Source organism: Bacillus tequilensis, assembly GCF_012225885.1.
Classification (GTDB): domain Bacteria; phylum Bacillota; class Bacilli; order Bacillales; family Bacillaceae; genus Bacillus; species Bacillus tequilensis.
The window spans coordinates 1,591,232-1,609,340 of the sequence record NZ_CP048852.1 but is presented as its reverse complement, the minus strand read 5'-3'; the positions used below and the strand labels follow the sequence as shown (position 1 = coordinate 1,609,340).

General features: G+C 41.4%; 20 protein-coding genes. All 20 read right to left on the bottom strand.

What is annotated here, in order from left to right:
* Positions 1-31: 31 nt before the first annotated feature.
* The 20 genes from fliL to topA all read right to left on the bottom strand — a co-directional run bounded on the left by fliL (position 32) and on the right by topA (position 17,999).
* Positions 32-454: a flagellar basal body-associated protein FliL gene (fliL, locus tag G4P54_RS08535; RefSeq protein WP_024716046.1), complete on the bottom strand. Its 423-nt coding sequence runs from the start codon at positions 452-454 to the stop codon at positions 32-34.
* Positions 451-666 (bottom strand): swarming motility protein SwrD, encoded by a 216-nt coding sequence (swrD, locus tag G4P54_RS08530; RefSeq protein ID WP_015383665.1) that lies wholly within the window; start codon positions 664-666, stop codon positions 451-453. Before swrD ends, fliL begins: the two co-directional genes overlap by 4 nt.
* Before the next feature lie 39 nt (positions 667-705).
* Entirely contained in the window at positions 706-1,500 is a 795-nt protein-coding gene (flgG, locus tag G4P54_RS08525) for a flagellar basal body rod protein FlgG (protein WP_167872361.1), read from the bottom strand.
* A gap of 21 nt (positions 1,501-1,521) precedes the next feature.
* Positions 1,522-1,944 (bottom strand): flagellar hook assembly protein FlgD, encoded by a 423-nt coding sequence (gene flgD / locus G4P54_RS08520; RefSeq protein ID WP_167872360.1) that lies wholly within the window; start codon positions 1,942-1,944, stop codon positions 1,522-1,524.
* Entirely contained in the window at positions 1,941-3,404 is a 1,464-nt protein-coding gene (locus G4P54_RS08515) for a flagellar hook-length control protein FliK (protein WP_167872359.1), read from the bottom strand. Before G4P54_RS08515 ends, flgD begins: the two co-directional genes overlap by 4 nt.
* Positions 3,405-3,416: 12 nt before the next feature.
* A complete protein-coding gene (locus G4P54_RS08510) occupies positions 3,417-4,031 on the bottom strand; it encodes a MotE family protein (RefSeq protein ID WP_024716051.1) in 615 nt (204 codons plus the stop codon).
* A gap of 11 nt (positions 4,032-4,042) precedes the next feature.
* Positions 4,043-4,486, bottom strand: coding sequence for a flagellar export protein FliJ (fliJ, locus tag G4P54_RS08505; RefSeq protein ID WP_024716052.1), 444 nt, complete (start codon positions 4,484-4,486; stop codon positions 4,043-4,045).
* A 2-nt stretch (positions 4,487-4,488) separates the two neighbouring features.
* Positions 4,489-5,805, bottom strand: coding sequence for a flagellar protein export ATPase FliI (fliI, locus tag G4P54_RS08500; RefSeq protein ID WP_024716053.1), 1,317 nt, complete (start codon positions 5,803-5,805; stop codon positions 4,489-4,491).
* Positions 5,802-6,554: a flagellar assembly protein FliH gene (fliH, locus tag G4P54_RS08495; protein ID WP_167872358.1), complete on the bottom strand. Its 753-nt coding sequence runs from the start codon at positions 6,552-6,554 to the stop codon at positions 5,802-5,804. The genes fliI and fliH overlap by 4 nt, the downstream gene beginning before the upstream one ends.
* The gene (gene fliG / locus G4P54_RS08490; RefSeq protein ID WP_024716055.1) at positions 6,547-7,563 is read right to left on the bottom strand and encodes a flagellar motor switch protein FliG; all 1,017 of its coding nucleotides are present in this window, start codon (positions 7,561-7,563) and stop codon (positions 6,547-6,549) included. Before fliG ends, fliH begins: the two co-directional genes overlap by 8 nt.
* A 12-nt stretch (positions 7,564-7,575) precedes the next feature.
* A complete protein-coding gene (fliF, locus tag G4P54_RS08485; protein ID WP_167872357.1) occupies positions 7,576-9,186 on the bottom strand; it encodes a flagellar basal-body MS-ring/collar protein FliF in 1,611 nt (536 codons plus the stop codon).
* 45 nt (positions 9,187-9,231) lie between these two features.
* Positions 9,232-9,552 carry a flagellar hook-basal body complex protein FliE gene (fliE, locus tag G4P54_RS08480; protein WP_024716057.1) on the bottom strand — a complete coding sequence of 107 codons (321 nt, stop codon included), beginning with the start codon at positions 9,550-9,552 and terminating at the stop codon, positions 9,232-9,234.
* 11 nt (positions 9,553-9,563) lie between these two features.
* A complete protein-coding gene (gene flgC, locus G4P54_RS08475; protein WP_024716058.1) occupies positions 9,564-10,016 on the bottom strand; it encodes a flagellar basal body rod protein FlgC in 453 nt (150 codons plus the stop codon).
* A complete protein-coding gene (gene flgB, locus G4P54_RS08470; protein WP_167872356.1) occupies positions 10,016-10,405 on the bottom strand; it encodes a flagellar basal body rod protein FlgB in 390 nt (129 codons plus the stop codon). The genes flgC and flgB overlap by 1 nt, the downstream gene beginning before the upstream one ends.
* A gap of 357 nt (positions 10,406-10,762) precedes the next feature.
* Positions 10,763-11,542 carry a GTP-sensing pleiotropic transcriptional regulator CodY gene (codY, locus tag G4P54_RS08465; RefSeq protein WP_024716060.1) on the bottom strand — a complete coding sequence of 260 codons (780 nt, stop codon included), beginning with the start codon at positions 11,540-11,542 and terminating at the stop codon, positions 10,763-10,765.
* Positions 11,543-11,581: 39 nt separating this feature from the next.
* Positions 11,582-12,994, bottom strand: coding sequence for an ATP-dependent protease ATPase subunit HslU (gene hslU, locus G4P54_RS08460; RefSeq protein WP_277348621.1), 1,413 nt, complete (start codon positions 12,992-12,994; stop codon positions 11,582-11,584).
* A 7-nt stretch (positions 12,995-13,001) separates the two neighbouring features.
* A complete protein-coding gene (gene clpQ, locus G4P54_RS08455; RefSeq protein ID WP_064813768.1) occupies positions 13,002-13,547 on the bottom strand; it encodes an ATP-dependent protease subunit ClpQ in 546 nt (181 codons plus the stop codon).
* 12 nt (positions 13,548-13,559) lie between these two features.
* Positions 13,560-14,474 carry a tyrosine recombinase XerC gene (gene xerC / locus G4P54_RS08450; protein ID WP_024716063.1) on the bottom strand — a complete coding sequence of 305 codons (915 nt, stop codon included), beginning with the start codon at positions 14,472-14,474 and terminating at the stop codon, positions 13,560-13,562.
* A 66-nt stretch (positions 14,475-14,540) separates the two neighbouring features.
* The gene (gene trmFO, locus G4P54_RS08445) at positions 14,541-15,848 is read right to left on the bottom strand and encodes an FADH(2)-oxidizing methylenetetrahydrofolate--tRNA-(uracil(54)-C(5))-methyltransferase TrmFO (protein ID WP_167872354.1); all 1,308 of its coding nucleotides are present in this window, start codon (positions 15,846-15,848) and stop codon (positions 14,541-14,543) included.
* Between the two features lie 75 nt (positions 15,849-15,923).
* Complete coding sequence (gene topA / locus G4P54_RS08440; protein WP_024716065.1) at positions 15,924-17,999, bottom strand: type I DNA topoisomerase; 2,076 nt, start codon at positions 17,997-17,999, stop codon at positions 15,924-15,926.
* Positions 18,000-18,109 lie beyond the last annotated feature (110 nt).

Here is an 18,109-nt window from a genome sequence, read left to right as displayed (position 1 = left end):
TCCTCACCTCCGTATTCTGTCAAATTGTTGTTTATTGCAGATTAAAGGAGGTAATATACACTTTTTCTACTTTTCCTTCTTGGAGGTAGCTATTTATTTTACCTTTTAGTTCCTTCTTAAAGGTTTCTTTTCCCTTGTCTCCCTCAATCTCATTAGCATTCGTATCAGCCAGCAGTGATATTACAGCGTCCTTGACTTGAAAATCGCGTTTTTGAAGTTCTTCTTTTGATTTATCAGAGTCAGTTTCGAGTTTAATAGCAAGCCGAATAATGTTATCAGACTTTAAATTTGTTGTGATCTCTTCTATATCAACAGAAGATGCAACGATTTCATCGATACTTTTGTCCGCTTCACTTTTTTCAGACTTTCCGCCAAAAACGAAATAAGCCGCCGCGCCGAGACCACCAATTACGATAAGAATAATTAGCAAAATAATCATTAATTTTTTCTTCATTCCGGTTCCTCTATTCCTTGATCCATTGCAAATATTTGTATTTTTCGGTAAAAGGATGCGATCTTTTCCAGAACAGCTTCTTCATCTTCTTTTACTACAAACTTCTTACCGTTTGACAGTGTAATTGTAGTATCCGGAAAGCATTCAATCTGTTCAATAAATAGCGCATTCAGTGTAAAGGGCTGCCCATTCAAACGGGTTACTTTAATCATAAAACAGCGGAGAAGCGATTACTCGCCTCCCCTCCCTCCTTAACGTTTAAGGTTAACCAATTCTTGAAGGATTTCATCAGATGTTGTAATAATCTTCGAGTTTGATTGGAATCCGCGCTGGGCAACGATCATTTCAGTAAATTCATCAGTTAAATCAACGTTAGACATTTCGAGAAACCCTACTTTCAGGGAACCTGTACCGCCATCACCAGGCTGGTTAGCTGCACTGGCGGCTCCAGAGTTTAATGACTGACGATATAAGTTGCTGCCGATTTTATCCAAACCATCATTGTTTGCAAATGTAACGATCCCGATTTGTCCGCCGTTTTGTGTTTGTCCGCCCGCATCAACAATTGAAACCTTTCCATCAGAACCAATACTGAAGCTTTGTGCATCAGTAGGAATTTTAATTGTTCCGCCATTCATATTTAATACATGGTAGCCATCACCTGTAACCAATGTTCCAGTGTTATCTAAATAGAAGTTTCCAGCTCTTGTATAAGCTGTTCCGGCACCTGTATCAATTCGAAAATAGCCGTCGCCATCAATTGCTAAATCAAGTGTTCTTCCTGTGCTTTGTGGTGCGCTTGTTGAATGTATTGTATCAATTGTGCCTGATGATGAACCTAAACCGATCTGCTTAGAGTTCGTACCGCCGATAGTGGCACCAGCAGCAGAGCCGCCGGCAATCGTTTGGCTTACCATATCTTTAAAAGTAACACGGCTCTTTTTGAATCCTACTGTATTCACGTTGGCAATGTTGTTGCCGATAACGTCAAGCTTTGTTTGAAAGTTTTTCATACCGCTGATTCCAGAATAAAGTGAACGTAACATTAATGTATTCCCCCAGATTTTTTATTTAGAAGACTGTGATACAGACAACACATTCGACGGACTGATTTCAGTACCATCCTTCAGCACGAGATAATAGTTTCCCTTTGACTGTTTTACTGAGCTTACTGTGCCTGTTTTTTCTGTTGCTCCTTCGTCAGCAGTCCAAGAAACTTCTTTGCCCATCCAATCAAGGTGCGTCGTAAACGGATCTTGATTTTCGACGTACTGAGTCATTGTGGTATTTAAATTCATCATTTGTTCCAAGCTTGAAAAAGTCGCCATCTGACTGATAAATTCTTTGTCATCAACCGGGTTGAGCGGATCTTGGCTTTTGACTTGAGTCATTAATATTTTTAAGAATTCATCTTTCCCCAAGCTGCTATTGTTAGTCTTCACCGTGTTGGTTTTTTCAGGCAGCTTATATTCTGAACTGATAGAAGTCATTCTTCTTCCTCCATTTCAACCATCGACACTTCTTCAAGCAGATCATCAAAATCATTTGATTGCTTTTTCTGTCTTTGTTGTCTTTGCCCCTCATGCTGCTGTTTCTGTTCATCAGCAAGCTGTCCGTATATCGGCTGATCCCCGCTTTGCACCGGGAGCGTAAAACGATCAATTTGGACGGCCATATTCGGCAATGATTGCTTCAGCTGAGGAAGATGCTGTTCAAGCAGTTCCTTTGCTGATTGGCTCGATGCAATGATTTTACTCTGAAACATCCCATTTTCATTTGTCAGCTTGATTGTGACAAACCCTAAGTGTTCAGGGTTCAGCCGAATGGTGAAACTTCCCGTCGATCTGCCAAATGGCGTATATTTCATCTGCTTCCACCCATTGATCACCTGATCAGCCACCGTTTTTGTTTCCGCAGCCGGTAAGTCAGATGACATTTGCTGCAGATCAAGTGTTTGGACTCCTCCAGTGCTCCGATACCCTGAAAACAGCATTTGCAGTCCTGATTTACTATCTACAGGCTGAATACTTCCAGAAGCATCAGATGCACCTTTACTGGATGGACTCTGTGACAGAGGTGCAAGAGCACGCTTGCCAACGTCTTGCGACGATTCGGATGATTTCGATAACAAGAAAGCTTTCAGCTGACTTTCAGCTAAATTCCATTCTTTGGTCCCTTTTTGAGGAAGCATAGACATTTGTTCCATTAAGCTTTGAAAACTTTTCAACTCTGACGCTGTCATCGAATAAAGCTTTGAACTCGACTCATCTTTAGTAAATAGTTGCTGTTTAAGATCCTGAATGAGCTGTTGAGATACGCCTTTTTTTTCTAATGCAGACAGAAATTGATCTCCATTCTGGTAAATGACATGAGCTTGATTGCCATTCCCGCGGTCAGTCAGCTTATTTCCTTCTAGAAGCTGACTGATGAACATCTGAATAAGGACAAGTTCTTTATCATCGTCAGGTACTTCATTCTCCTGATTTGATTGCTCTGTATCAGACTTCAGTTTTTCTTTCATGTCAGCAGCAGAATCATTAGCAGCCAGAGCCGTCTTACTTTTTGAAATGATTTTCTCTGTTTCTGCGAGTAATTGATCCGTCCCGCCGGACATTTTTGCTTTAACTGCTTGCAGCAGATTCTGCAGCATTTGCTGAGCAGTTTCATCCAACTGCTTTCCAGTTAGTTTGCTTAATGTTAACAGAAGCTCCGCTTTTTGTTTGTCTTGATCTGCAGGACTTGCAATTAGCCAATCACTGATCTTTTTAAGCGCATCTGCTACAGGCTGATTTCCGGAATCAGAAGTTCCTTTTCCTTGTTCTGACAGTTCCTTCAATCCAGCCTCAGACAAAAGCCAATTTTGAAAAACGCCTTGGCCGCCTTTTGTGGTTTTAGCCGCAGTACCTGCTGTGGTTTGCAGCAAAGGTCCCGCCAATTCAAGCAGCTTCACCTTCAATTCCCCCTATTCTTGGCTGGCAGCAATTTTCTCTGTATAGGTTGCTGCTTGCTCTGGAGTCATTTTCGCCAATATATCGGCAAGCTGCTTTTTGCTTAGGCCATTCAATATTTTCAGCGCTTCTTGCTCCTTTAATTGGGTAATAATTTTAGCAGCCTTTCCACTGTCCATGCTTTTATATACACTGATTACTTTGTCACTTTTAGAAGAAGAATTTGAGCCTGATGTTTTGGCCGTACTATCTTCTGGTGGCTTTTTTTGATCCTCCGCCGTCTTTTCAAGTGAACGGATCTTTTGATTGAGTCCATCAATTTCAGATTTACTCGTTTCCAAATCTTTATTCAATATACTGATTTCACTTTTTTGATCCTTAATGGTCTTTTCCAGAGCAGCTGTATTACCGCTATCCTTACTTGATGCTGTGTCTTTTTTATTTCCGGGTTCAGGAACCAACTCTTTAAGAACCGGCGTTTTTGCCGCAGCTTCCTGTATCGGCTTTAAGACATTAACACCAGCAGCCCAAAGAACAATCCCTCCTGCTATTAAAAGAAACATCAGCGGAAGGATAATGATAAGCAAAACCGAACGGAACTTACCTGATTCTTTCTTTTTGCCGGACATTACATTCGCTCCTAATAGCCTTGAATCATAAACTGCTTAATCGAAATATCGTCCATCTCTTTCATCTCTGCAGCTTTGTCTTCAAGAGCAAACATTTTAAACTGTTTTTCACGCATTTTTTCAAACTTCTTTACTTCAATATTTTTCTCAGTCAAAATTTCTTGCTTTTGATTCATTTGATTTCTTTTCATGACGACAAGTTTTTGATAGTGATAAATCGTATTCTCAAGATTTGAGACAAATTGCTGGTAATGCCTCATTTCTTGTACGCTCATGCCGCTTTTCAATTTCTTTTCCTTATTTTGTTCAAGCAATTCTTTTTTGCTCATATTCTCATATAACTTTTCTGCAACATTTTCAAATTCAGAAACTGATTGCTGATACTCGGATAAGGATTGATCTTTCTCATTTTCTTTTAGTTCCAGCAGCTTTTGAAATCTAAATTGATAAGCCACGTTTATTCCTCATTTCCTGTCAAACTAGTTAATGCAGCAATGCTTTCTTCCAATAATGCTGATTCGTCTGTTCCCTGTTTTAAAAATTGAATAAGCTGCGGATAAAATTGAATCGCTTCATCAATTTCTCTTGAGGACCCTCTTTTGTAAGCCCCAATATTAATGAGATCTTCCGAATTTTGATATGTTGATAAAAGTTCACGGAATTTATTTGCTGCATCCAAGTGTTGTCTTGTCGATATATTCGACATCACCCTGCTGATGCTTTTTAATACATTAACTGCAGGAAACTGCCCTTTATTAGCGAGCGCCCTGTCCAACACGATATGTCCGTCTAAAATTCCGCGAACAGTGTCAGCAATCGGCTCATTCATGTCATCCCCGTCTACCAATACTGTATAAAACGCCGTAATGGTACCATGCTCATTTGCACCGGTTCGTTCTAATAAACGAGGTAAAATAGCGAACACAGAAGGTGTATAGCCTTTTGTGGTCGGAGGCTCTCCTGCAGCCAGTCCAATCTCACGCTGCGCCATTGCCACCCTTGTAACAGAATCCATCATAAACATGACATTTTGGCCTTTATCGCGGAAATACTCGGCAATTGCCGTCGCTGTGTAAGCCGCTTTCAATCTCATTAAAGCTGGCTGATCTGAGGTGGCAACGACCACAATTGATCGTTTGAGCCCCTCTTCCCCAAGGTCTTTTTCAATAAACTCCCGAACCTCTCGTCCGCGTTCACCGACAAGTGCAATGACATTTAAGTCAGCCTCTGTCTGCTTGGCGATCATCCCCATTAATGTGCTTTTTCCAACACCGCTTCCGGCAAAGATGCCAATCCGCTGGCCTTTTCCGACCGTTAGTAAGCTGTCAATTGATCTGACTCCGACACCCATCTTTTCACGGATAGGCGGCCGTTTCATCGGGTTGGGCGGTGATTGCTCCGTTGATACAGGCGAAAGCCCTTTCGGCAAAAGTTTTCCGTCCAGCGGCTTCCCAAAAGCATCAATGACTTGTCCGATCAGTCCAGCCCCGACTTTAACCCGCAGAGACTCACCAGTAGCCTCTACAATGCTGCCAGGCGCAATGCTTGCAGCCTCTAAATAAGGCATAAGCAAAATATTTTCTTCCTGGAAGCCGACAACCTCAGCTTTAATGACTTTCCCGGATTGCCCTTTTGCATAAATTAAGCACACATCGCCAATTGAGCTTGCAGGCCCTTTTGATTCAATCATCAGGCCGATCACCCGTTTGACTTTTCCGTACCGTTTATACGAGTCCGTTATTTCTATACAATCTATCAGACTCTGTGTCTTCATTCAGCTGCACCCGCTTCCAGCGCTGTCAGCAGTTTATCTTTCAATTGCATCAATTGTGTGTCAACACTCGCATCTACCCTGCCAAAAGGCGTTTCGATGTAACATGAACCTTTTTGCGCCTGTTCATCAGCATATATGCCAAGCCGGCATTCTTTATAAAGAAGCTGCTGAATTTCATCTTTTTGCTGAAAGATTGTCTCATAGTAATAAGGATCCACATATATTGATATATCGTCATATTCCTTAACTTCGTTTACAACCTGTTGTACAAGCAGGCGAAAAGCCTCTTTATCATCAGATTTTTGCTTCCATACTTTTTTAGCTAGTGCGACGGCGAGCTCAACGATTTCTTCATTAGCGTCTTCAAGCTTATCCTCAACAGCTTTTCTGGACATTTCAGTTATGCTGTTCGCCTGCTCGATAAGCTCGGCATATTGTTGAAGCGCCTCGGCTTTGCCTAATGCCACACCTTGTTCAAAGCCCGCGGCTTTTGCCTCCTCGATCAGCTTCTGTTTTTCAGCCGCCCAATCAATTTTTTCCTGCTCAATTTGACGGCGAATACTTTCTATATGGCTGTTTGCCTGCTCAGAAATCCGATCAGCTTCTTCTTTCACTCGTGCCATAAGCGCTTCCGGGTTCTCTTCAGCCTGTAAAAGGTGTGAATGATCAATACGCACCTCTTGTATAGAAAGTTTTCTTCTTTCCTTTTGTGGAGAAAAAGATGTTTCTTGTTTAATGATATTAGACAATAATATCGTCCCCTCCGCCTCTTGCTATCACAATTTCACCGGCTTCTTCAAGCTTTCTGACGATGCTTACAATTCTTGATTGAGCCTCTTCTACATCTTTCAAGCGTACAGGGCCCATGAATTCCATTTCTTCTTTGAAGGTTTCAACCATACGCTGTGACATATTGTTGAATACAATTTCTTTGACTTCCTCGCTGGCAACTTTCAATGAAAGGAGCAGATCGTCATTCTCAACATCGCGAATGACTCTCTGAATCGCGCGGTTATCAAGCGTAACAATATCTTCGAAGACAAACATCCGCTTTTTAATTTCTTCAGCAAGATCGGGATCCTGAATTTCCAATGAATCCAAGATCGTCTTCTCTGTTCCTCTGTCTACCCCGTTCAACACTTCCACAACAGCTTCAATTCCGCCTGTTTGTGTATAGTCCTGAGTAAATGCAGAAGATAATTTTTGTTCTAGGATCCGCTCTACCTCATTAATAATTTCAGGCGCCGTTCTGTCCATGACCGCGATTCTTCTTGCGACCTCGGCCTGCACCTCAGGATTCAGCTCGGACAAAATTTGCCCGGCTTGCACAGGATCTAAATAGGATAAGATTAAAGCCATCGTCTGCGGATGCTCTTGCTGTATAAAATTCAAAATTTGTTCAGGCTCCGCTTTTCTGGCAAAATCAAATGGTTTAACCTGTAAAGAAGAAGTCAGCCTGTTTAGAATGTTTTCCGCCTTATTCTCTCCAAGCGCCTTTTCAAGTACTTGTCTTGCATAGCTCAGTCCGCCTTGAGAAATATAATCTTGCGCAATGGCTATATTATGAAATTCTTCTATAATTTCATCTTTTTTTTGGTGATCGACACTTCGAACACCTGATATTTCCAGGGTAAGCCTTTCAATTTCTTCATCGGTTAAGTGCTTATATACAGAAGCTGACACATCTAACCCCAAGGAAATCATGAGAATGGCTGCTTTTTGTTTTCCTGAAAGCTTATCTTGATCACGTCTCGCCATTTCTAATTCCTCCTAATCCTCGGCCAGCCAGCTTCTCAGCAGTTTCGCAAAATCTTCGGGCTTTTCTTTCGCCATTTTTTCAAGCTGTTTTCGTCTGACTGTTTCCGCTGTTTCATTTTCCTCTTCGTTGATATCAGGCAAATCGATTGGTTCTTGAGGAACGTCATACTCATATTCCTCGAATTCATCCTCTTGCGCCCGTTTCTTTCTGACAAGCATAATGATCAGAACAATGATTGCTGCGATTAAAACACCGCCTATAATATATGCCCAAAGCGGGATACCTGAGGATTTTTCCGCACTCGTATCCAAGTTGACTTTTCCGTCAAACGGCTGAACAGAGACAACAATCTTATTGTTGATATCAGTAGCAGATAAATTCTGATTTTGTAATTCATCTTTATCCAGTGATGTTCTGACTACAGTTGAAAGAATCTTTTGTATATCACCCTGTCTTTCAGTTGATAGCGACGCTGTGTTTTTGGCATCAGGCGGCTCTACCATGACTTGAATGCCTAAATCTCTAACCTTATAAGGGCTTTCAGCGATTTCTTTATGGATTCGGTTAACCTCGTAATTGATTTTATTGCTGTTTTTTTCGTAGTTCCCGCTTTCAGAATTTCCACCGTCACCTTTATAATTTGTTACATCTTCGTTTCCAGTTCCGGCAGTACCTCCATTGGCTGCACCGTCACCTTGGTATGTTTCCGATACCTTTTCCGCACTGACTGCAATACCTTCCATGTTGTCTTTATCAACAGGTTCAACAATGTCTTCTGTACGTTTTTCTTTTGTGAAATCAATGTCCGCTGTAACGGAGACAACGACTTTATCTTGTCCCATCATCGTACCAAGCAATGACTGAACATGCTTTTGGATGTCTTTTTCAACTTGAGACTTAATTCCTTGCTGAGAAGAATAACTATCCGCGTAGGACCCTGCACCGTTGTCTGATTTGTCGTAGTATGTAGAATTCTGGTCCATGATGACGATGTTATCTTCTTTTAGGTTCGGCACACTTTTCGACACCAGATGATACAACCCGTTGATCTGGCTTTGATCAAGTGTATAGCCCGGTTCAGTCTGCAAAACGATTGATGCAGATGCTGCCGACTGCTCCTCACCGACAAACACAGCGTCTTTCGGGAGATTGATCATTACTTTTGAATTTTTGATACCGTCCATTTCATTGATCAAATTTGACAGTTCTGTCTGTGTCGCTTTCACTTTCACCATATCAAACTCATTGTCTGTCAAACCAAAGCTGGCATTCTGCCCAAAAAACGAATAATCAATTGATCCGGTTTTCGGAAGTCCTTCCGCAGCCAGCTGCACTTTCAATGAATCAACCTGTTCCTCTGGAACGCTAATCACTGTACCGCCATTCGAAAGTTCGTTTGGCACTTTTTTCTTATCCAGTTCTTCTTTGATTTTCCCTGCTTCTTCGGCAGATAAATCTTTGTAAAGCGGCGCCATCTTTGTACTGGAAGCAAAAACACTAACAATAATTCCAATAATAATAATTGCCGCTAACACACTAATCATTAAAGTCTTTTGTAATTTAGATCTGTTTTTCCAAAACTCACTCGTTTTGTTTTTCATTTGCATTAGAGTACGATTCATGTTAACCCCCGGTCATTCCACTCTTTCTGTTAATCGTCAGACCCCCTACATTTGCATTCTCATAATCTCCTGATAGGCTTCCACAGCTTTATTGCGGAACTCTGTAGCAGCAGTGAGAGAGATGTTTGCTTTTTGAGCGGCGATCATGACCTCATCAAGATTTACATCTTTTCCTGCAGCCAAAGCATTAGTCATATTGTCAGAAGCTACTTGGGACTCATTTAACGAACTAATCGAGTTTTTTAAAAGCTCCGAAAAGCTTGTTTGATTTGAAGAATCTGTTTTTTGGCTATTGTTTACTTGATTTGTTGCATTTTGAGTGTTTTGAGTATTTTGAACCTGAAAAGGAGAAATTGCATTAACCACATTCATTCACCTTACTTTCCGATTTCTAATGCCTTCATCAGCATTCCCTTTGTGGCATTCATCGCCGTTACATTCGCCTCGTATGATCTGGTGCTGCTGACAAGGTCAACCATTTCTTTCAACGGATCCACATTAGGCTTTCGCACATATCCTTCAGCATTCGCATCAGGATCTGTAGGATCATAGACAAGATTAAATTCCGAACCATCTTCTGTGATTTTTGAAACCTTTACGCCGTTTCCAACATTTCCGCTTCCGCTCATTTGTGAATTGAGAATGGAAGAGAACGATTCACCTTTTGATTGAAGGGATACCATTTTCCTTCTGTAAGGCACCCACTCTCCATTCACCTGCTTAGCTCGTGTCGTATCCATATTAGCCAAGTTAGACGAAACAACATCCATTCTGACACGCTGAGCTGTTAAAGCTGATGCTGAAACATTTAAGCCTTGAAAAGCTGTCATTATTTTCCTCCTGTTAATACGGTCTTCAACGAATTAAATTTACCGTTCATTCTTTCAACTAAAGCTTGATAGTTGATTTGATTTTGCGCCAATTCTGTCATCTCTTTGTCAACATCAACATTATTTCCATTTTGCTGATACGATGTATTCTCACTCTTCACAATTGAATAATTCGAATCAGTATCAGAAAAATCAACATGACGATAGTCTGTTTTTATCGCATCAAGACGTGAGGATTCTTGATCTAATAAATTTTGAAAAGAGACTTGTTTCGCCTTATAGTTCGGTGTATCTATATTAGCAATATTATTAGTTGTGACTTTTTGCTTAATATCCGCTCTATTTAAGGCATTTTCAAGATTCTGTATCGTTCCAGAAAATAAGCTCAAATCCACTTACCTCCATTTCAGTTTTTTTCAACCTCTATATCCTTGTCGAGAATTGTAAAACTATATGCTTATTGTAAGAAATAACAGGCATAAAGTCTATGAAGTTCGTGTAAAAAAATGTCCTCACAATTATCTATTTTACAACTAGGTATATAGTCCTAGATTATTTGAACTACGTTTTCAGCACAAAATTTCTATTTTTTTATCCTTTTTTTCGGCATTTTTGAGTTTTTTTGAAGTGAAATTCAAACTTTATTAAAATTATTACAAGGAAAGACTTTTAACCCAGGAAATAAAGCTTAGCCATTTCCTTTATTTGAAATAAAAAGAACCCCGTAACAGGGGTTCTTTTTATGATTAATGGGATTTCAGATTTTCTAATTCAATTAGGAATTTGTTATTTAAGACTTTGATATAAGTACCTTTCATTCCTAATGATCTTGATTCGATGACACCCGCGCTTTCCAGCTTTCTGAGTGCGTTAACAATAACAGAACGGGTAATGCCGACACGGTCAGCAATTTTACTTGCTACTAGAAGCCCTTCGTTTCCGTCAAGCTCTTCAAAAATGTGCTCAATTGCCTCAAGCTCACTGTAAGAAAGAGAACTGATAGCCATTTGAACGACAGCTTTGCTTCTTGCTTCCTCTTCAATTTCTTCTGCTTTTTCTCTTAGAATTTCCATTCCGACAACTGTAGCACCGTATTCAGCAAGAATTAGGTCATCGTCATTAAATTGATCCTGTAAACGTGAAAGAATGAGTGTGCCTAATCTTTCTCCGCCTCCGATGATCGGTACAATTGTTGTTAAACCAGCTTGGAACAGGTCTCTGTTTTCAACAGGAAAAGCAGTATATTCACTATTAATGTCCAAGTTAGAAGATGTTTCAGGGACATTAAACAGGTTTTTCGTATATTCTTCTGGGAATTGACGATCCTCAAGCATTTTTTTCATACGCTCGTTTTCAATCTGCTGATTAATAGAATATCCAAGGAGTTTGCCTCTGCGGCTTACAACGAAAATATTGGAATCAATGACATCCCGCAACGTCTCCGCCATTTCCTTGAAGTTTACCGGTTTCCCTGCCGCAGCTTGCAGCATCGAGTTAATAATTCTTGTTTTTTGTAATAAAGCCATGATAAATAATCCTCCTAAACATTCCACTTATTAAATTTTTCACAATATAAATTGACTTAAATCTTTGTTTTTTGCTATCGTTCCGAGCTTATCTTCGACATACTGTGGTGTAATCGTTATTTTCTCCATTGTTACATCAGGAGCTTCAAAGGACAGATCTTCTAATAGGCGTTCAAGTATTGTATGAAGGCGTCTCGCACCAATATTATCTGTGTCCTGGTTCACATGATAAGCAACTTCAGCAATCTTATGAATAGCTTCGTCAGAAAATTCAAGAGATATACCTTCTGTCTCCAATAATGCCTGATATTGTTTTAGCAGTGCATTATCCGGCTCAACTAGAATCCTCACGAAGTCGTCTACCGTGAGTTTGCTCAGTTCTACACGAATCGGAAAGCGCCCCTGCAGCTCAGGAATCAAATCAGACGGTTTGGCCATATGAAACGCTCCTGCTGCAATAAATAACACATGATCTGTTTTTACTGAACCATATTTAGTGACGACGGTAGAACCCTCAACGATCGGAAGGATATCCCGCTGAACGCCTTCTCTTGATACATCGGCAGAGGATGATGCGCCGCCGTTTTTTGCAATTTTATCAATCTCGTCGATAAAGATAATCCCGCTCTCTTCTGCTCTCTGAACAGCTTCCTGGCTGACTTCATCCATATCAATGAGTTTGCTTGCTTCTTCATTCGTCAGGACTTTTCTGGCTTCTCTGACTGTCATTTTTCGCCGTTTCTTTTTCTTTGGCATTAATCCGCTCAGAGCATCCTGCATATTCATACCCATCTGCTCCATACCCGAGCCCTGCAGCATGTCAAACATAGAAGGCTGCTGCTCTTCGACTTCTACTGTTACATAATAGTCCTCGAGCTCTCCTAAAGCCAGCTGATGCGCCATGCGTTTTCTTTTTTCCTCAATGTTGGCTTCTTCCTGGCTCTCCGCCTCATCTTCGCTATTCGGCTGGCTGCCGCCAAAAAACATTTCAAACGGATTTTTAACGCCTGATTGTTTTTTCTTCCCAGGAACTAACAGACGAACAATGCGTTTGTTTGCATTTTCTTCTGCCTGCTCCTTTACATCATTCATTTTCTCTTCTTTTATAAGCCGAACAGAAGTTTCAACAAGGTCTCTGACCATTGATTCAACATCTCTGCCTACATAGCCGACTTCGGTAAATTTTGTTGCTTCAATTTTGATAAATGGCGCACCTGAAAGCTTGGCGATTCGTCTGGCAATTTCAGTTTTCCCGACGCCGGTAGGCCCCATCATTAAAATGTTTTTCGGAACGACCTCGTCCTTCAGCTTTTCATCCAGAAGACTTCTTCTATAGCGGTTTCTTAATGCCACGGCGACAGCTTTTTTCGCGTTTTGCTGACCGACAATATATTGGTCTAACCGATCTACAATCTGTCTTGGTGTTAACGGTTTTTTTTCCATGCGCCTCAAGTCCTTTCTATTCAAGTTCTTCCAGTATGATTTGATCGTTCGTGTACACACAAATTTCGCCTGCTGTTTCTAACGCGGCTCTGGCAATCTCACTTGCAGACATACTTTCACCGGCATGCTTTTTCAATGCTCTTCCGGCTGCCAAAGCGTAGTTGCCTCCTGATCCAATCGCGAGAATGCCGTCATCTGGTTCAATTACCTCGCCTGTTCCCGATACGAGAAGCAAAGTATCCTGATTCATTACAATCAGCATGGCTTCAAGCTTTCTAAGCACTTTATCGCTGCGCCATTCCTTCGCCAGCTCAACAGCCGCCCGTTTTATGTTGCCGTTATATTCTTCAAGCTTAGCTTCAAACTTTTCGAATAAAGTGAAAGCGTCTGCAACAGATCCCGCAAACCCGGCAAGAACCTTGCCGTTAAACAGTTTTCTCACTTTTCTTGCAGTGTGTTTCATGACAACAGCCTGACCAAATGTCACCTGGCCGTCTCCGGACATTGCGCTTCGTCCCTTATGCTGTACGGCAAATATTGTGGTCGCATGAAAAGATGACATAATGGGCCTCCTTTAATTTTTCTTAAAAGCTCTTGGATGGTGAGACATATATGTGTTTCTCAACATTTCCTTCGAAACATGCGTGTATATCTGTGTCGAAGACAGATTGGAATGCCCGAGCAGTTCCTGAACGCTTCTCAAATCTGCTCCTTCGTTTAACAGATGAGTGGCGAACGTATGTCGAAGCATATGCGGATGGATATGTAAAGTGCCGGACGCTTTTTGAACGAGGCCGCTTAAAATATGTCTGATACCTCGGGCCGTAAGCGGTCCGCCTCTTTGATTTACGAACAATAGATCATGAGGTTCTTTTGCTTTCATCAGCAAGCACTGTCTTCCGCTATTCATATATACCTTCAACGCTTCGCGGGCGTAAGACCCAAAGGGGATATATCGCTGCTTCTTGCCTTTACCGTGAACAAGCACAGTGTCCATAAATAAATCAACGTCGTTAACAGTTATGGAACAGCATTCACTGACCCTCATTCCCGTGGCATAGAGAAGTTCTAACAGCGCTTGGTCCCTCATTCCGGTCGGCTGGCTTATATCTGAAACTTCAAACAGTTCCTCAAGCTCTTTTTGATATAGAAACTTCGGTATCCGTTTCTCTTGTTTCGGCAGATGAACAAGCTGAAACGGATTTTCTTCAACAAGCTTTTCCCGCATCAGAAACTTATAAAAGCTTCTTAATGCAGATATCTTTTTGCTTATTGTTCTTCTCGATAAACCTTTTTCATAGGCTTCCGTCAAAAAAATCCTAGTATCTTGATATGCAGCTTCTTCAAATCCATTTATACCTTGAACGCGCAGAAAAGTTTCGAATTCTTCAATTGAATCCACATAATTCACAATAGTATATTGTGAATAATTTTTTTCAATTTGTAAATATTCTACGAATAACTTTACGAAATTCTTAACATTCTTCATGCTAATACCTCCCCAGGAAGGGCTTTTAAATGGTATCACAAATCGCGTTCAGGTTGCAATCAATACCTATATTGTTTTCGAAATTGTTTGAATTGTCTCAATTGCACGCTCCGCGTATTGTTCATTGCGTTCTTTTTTATTTTTAATTCTAACAGGCAATTCTTTTAAAAGCCCAAAGTTTGCATTCATCGGCTGGAAGTTCTTCTGGTTTGTTGTTGTAATATAGTGAGCCATACTGCCGATTGCTGTTTCTTGCGGGAAAGTAACAAGCTCTTCTCCTAAAACAAATTTAGCCGCATTAATACCTGCTACCAGTCCTGAAGCAGCTGATTCCACATATCCTTCTACTCCCGTCATTTGGCCTGCAAAGAACAGATCACTGCGGTTTTTAAATTGATAAGTCGGCTTTAACAGGCTTGGAGAGTTAATGAACGTGTTTCTGTGCATCACGCCGTATCTGACGATTTCTACATTTTCCAGCCCCGGGATTAATTTGAGAACTTCCTTTTGATCTCCCCATTTTAAATGAGTCTGGAAACCTACAATATTATAGAGTGTTCCAGCTGCATCATCCTGTCTAAGCTGAACGACAGCATATGGACGTTTTCCTGTAACAGGATGCTCTAAACCAACCGGTTTCATCGGGCCGAAAAGCATTGTTTTCTTGCCCCGTTTTGCCATGACTTCAATCGGCATGCAGCCTTCAAAGAACACTTCTTTCTCAAATTCTTTTAATGGGACTGTTTCTGCTGATGTTAACGCTTCATGAAAACGGTCAAACTCTTCTTCTGTCATCGGGCAGTTCAAATATGCCGCTTCACCTTTATCATAACGGGATTTCAAGTATACTTTATCCATATCAAGGCTGTCTTTTTCTACAATTGGCGCCGCTGCATCATAAAAATATAAATAGTCCTCTCCAGTCAGCTCCTTCAGCTGGGCAGACAGTGATTCAGAGGTTAACGGGCCCGTTGCGATAATGGTAGGGCCTTCAGGAATTTTTGTCACTTCTTCATTAATAACGGTTACGTTCGGATGATTTTTAACCCGATTTGTCACACTTGCGGCAAATTCATGACGGTCTACCGCGAGAGCGCCGCCGGCAGGCACAGAACATTCGTCAGCAGCCGCGATGATGGCTGAATCAAGCGCCCGCATTTCTTCCTTTAATACACCGACAGCGTTAGCGAGCGTATTAGAGCGCAGGGAGTTGCTGCATACAAGCTCTGCAAATTTATCTGTATGGTGCGCAGGTGTTTGTTTAACAGGGCGCATTTCATATAACTTGACTTGAATCCCACGTTTGGCAAGCTGCCATGCTGCTTCACTTCCTGCGAGTCCGGCTCCAATTACATTCACTGTTTGTTGGTTCATCTTTCACATCTCCTAGTTTATTATTCAAGGCCTTCTTTTAACACACAAAGAAGGTGAGCAAGACCCTGCTCACCGCTACTTCTGTGGTTCTTCCTTATAATCACATTCCACACATTGGACTTGTATGCCTTTTTTGAGTTTTTTCTCGACCAGCATTTTTCCGCATTTCGGACAGTTTCGTTCAATTGGTTTGTCCCAGGAAACGAATTCGCACTCCGGATAACGGTCACAGCCGTAAAAAACTCGTTTCTTTTTCGATTTTCGCTCAACAATATTTCCCTCACCGCAGCTCGGGCACTTCACGCCGATTTGTTTTACAATCGGTTTTGTGTTCCGGCAGTCCGGGAAGTTGGAGCAAGCTAAGAATTTACCGTATCGGCCCATCTTATATACCATTGGAGAACTGCACAATTCACAATCTTCTCCTGCGTATTCCGGTTCGATTTCAACTTCCTTCATTTCTGATTCTGCTTTTTTGACGCGTTTTTCAAAATCGGTGTAGAAGTTATCAATAATCTTGACCCATTCGGTATTGCCTTCTTCAACATGATCAAGGTCTTTCTCCATTTTCGCTGTAAACTCAACGTTAATGATTTCAGGGAAGAATTCCATGATCAAGTCAAGAACGATCTGTCCCAGTTCAGTCGGAACAAAGCGTTTATTATCCAAAGCCACGTAGCCGCGCCGCTGAATGGTATCAAGCGTCGGAGCGTATGTGGAAGGACGGCCGATTCCGCATTCTTCAAGAGTTTTAACGAGCCGTGCCTCAGTATAACGCGGAGGCGGCTGGGTAAAATGCTGCTCCGGTTCTATATCTTTTGATAATACCGTGTCGCCTTCTTTTAAGTCAGGCAGCATTCGGTCTTTTTCTTCCAGTTGATCGTCTTTTCCTTCAACATATACCTTCATAAAGCCGGAAAACTTGACCTTACTTCCATTCGCACGAAATGTCAAACCATTGTTTGTCAGGTCGACACTCATTGTATCGAGAACAGCTGATGCCATTTGGCTGGCAACAAAGCGCTCCCAAATTAATTTATACAATCTCAGCTGATCTCTGCCAAGCACTGCTTTTAATTCACTTGGCTTTCTGAGAACTGATGTCGGACGGATGGCTTCGTGAGCGTCCTGGGCATTTTCATTCTTTTTCCCAGGCTTTCGTTTGCCGCCTAAAAACTCTTTGCCGTATGCCTGATCAATAAAAGCTGCTGCTTCATCAACCGCTGTATTTGAAATACGGGTTGAATCCGTTCTCATATACGTAATCAGACCGACAGTTCCTTCTCTTCCAAGATCGATTCCTTCATATAATTGCTGTGCAATCATCATCGTTTTCTTCGCTCTGAAATTGAGCTTGCGCGCCGCTTCCTGTTGCAGGGTGGAAGTGGTAAAAGGCAGGGCCGGATTACGCTTGCGTTCCTTTTTCGTTACTTTTTCAACTGTATATTTATTGCCTTTAAGCTGAGAAAGAATGTCTTTTACATCGGCTTCACTATTTAAAGGAAGTTTTTTGCCGTTTTTTCCGAAAAAGCTCGCTTCAAATGTTTCCTGCCCTTTTAAGAACGTACCGTCAATCGTCCAATATTCCTCTGGCTTAAAGTCGTTAATTTCTTTCTCACGGTCAATAATCAAACGAAGGGCAACGGATTGCACGCGGCCTGCGCTAAGCCCTTTTTTGACTTTTTTCCAGAGGATAGGACTGATTTTGTATCCGACAAGCCTGTCTAAAATACGTCTCGCCTGCTGTGCATCCACTAAATCCATATTGATCATGCGGGGATGCTTAAACGATTCCTTAATGGCGTCTTTTGTAATTTCATTAAACACTACTCGGCAGTCTGAATTGAGATCTAAATCAAGGCTGTGTGCCAAGTGCCATGCAATCGCTTCCCCTTCTCTGTCGGGGTCAGCTGCGAGATACACTTTTTTGGCCTTTTTCGCAGCCGTTTTCAGCTCTTTTAATACCGGCCCTTTGCCTCGAATGGTAATATATTTCGGTTCGAAATTCTGTTCTATGTCAACTCCCATTTGACTTTTCGGAAGATCCCGGACATGTCCCATTGATGCTTTCACTTTATATTTTTTACCTAAGTAACGTTCAATCGTTTTCGCCTTAGCGGGCGATTCCACGATGACTAGATAATCAGACATTTTCATCCCCCTCAAGAGGTGTTCTCTCTCTTTTCAATTATTTAAATTTTGGTTTTGCAGCTGTCTTTAATTGGCTTTCAACATTTCATTCTTTATGATGAACGTCATTA

Excerpts from the sequence above, each read along its gene's own strand:
- fliL (WP_024716046.1), bottom strand. The coding sequence starts at position 454 with ATGAAGAAAAAATTAATGATTATTTTGCTAATTATTCTTATCGTAATT.
- swrD (WP_015383665.1), bottom strand. The coding sequence starts at position 666 with ATGATTAAAGTAACCCGTTTGAATGGGCAGCCCTTTACACTGAATGCG.
- flgG (WP_167872361.1), bottom strand. The coding sequence starts at position 1,500 with ATGTTACGTTCACTTTATTCTGGAATCAGCGGTATGAAAAACTTTCAA.
- flgD (WP_167872360.1), bottom strand. The coding sequence starts at position 1,944 with ATGACTTCTATCAGTTCAGAATATAAGCTGCCTGAAAAAACCAACACG.
- G4P54_RS08510 (WP_024716051.1), bottom strand. The coding sequence starts at position 4,031 with ATGTCCGGCAAAAAGAAAGAATCAGGTAAGTTCCGTTCGGTTTTGCTT.
- fliI (WP_024716053.1), bottom strand. The coding sequence starts at position 5,805 with ATGAAGACACAGAGTCTGATAGATTGTATAGAAATAACGGACTCGTAT.
- fliG (WP_024716055.1), bottom strand. The coding sequence starts at position 7,563 with ATGGCGAGACGTGATCAAGATAAGCTTTCAGGAAAACAAAAAGCAGCC.
- fliF (WP_167872357.1), bottom strand. The coding sequence starts at position 9,186 with ATGAATCGTACTCTAATGCAAATGAAAAACAAAACGAGTGAGTTTTGG.
- flgC (WP_024716058.1), bottom strand. The coding sequence starts at position 10,016 with ATGACAGCTTTTCAAGGCTTAAATGTTTCAGCATCAGCTTTAACAGCT.
- codY (WP_024716060.1), bottom strand. The coding sequence starts at position 11,542 with ATGGCTTTATTACAAAAAACAAGAATTATTAACTCGATGCTGCAAGCT.
- clpQ (WP_064813768.1), bottom strand. The coding sequence starts at position 13,547 with ATGTCATCTTTTCATGCGACCACAATATTTGCCGTACAGCATAAGGGA.
- xerC (WP_024716063.1), bottom strand. The coding sequence starts at position 14,474 with ATGAAGAATGTTAAGAATTTCGTAAAGTTATTCGTAGAATATTTACAA.
- trmFO (WP_167872354.1), bottom strand. The coding sequence starts at position 15,848 with ATGAACCAACAAACAGTGAATGTAATTGGAGCCGGACTCGCAGGAAGT.
- topA (WP_024716065.1), bottom strand. The coding sequence starts at position 17,999 with ATGTCTGATTATCTAGTCATCGTGGAATCGCCCGCTAAGGCGAAAACG.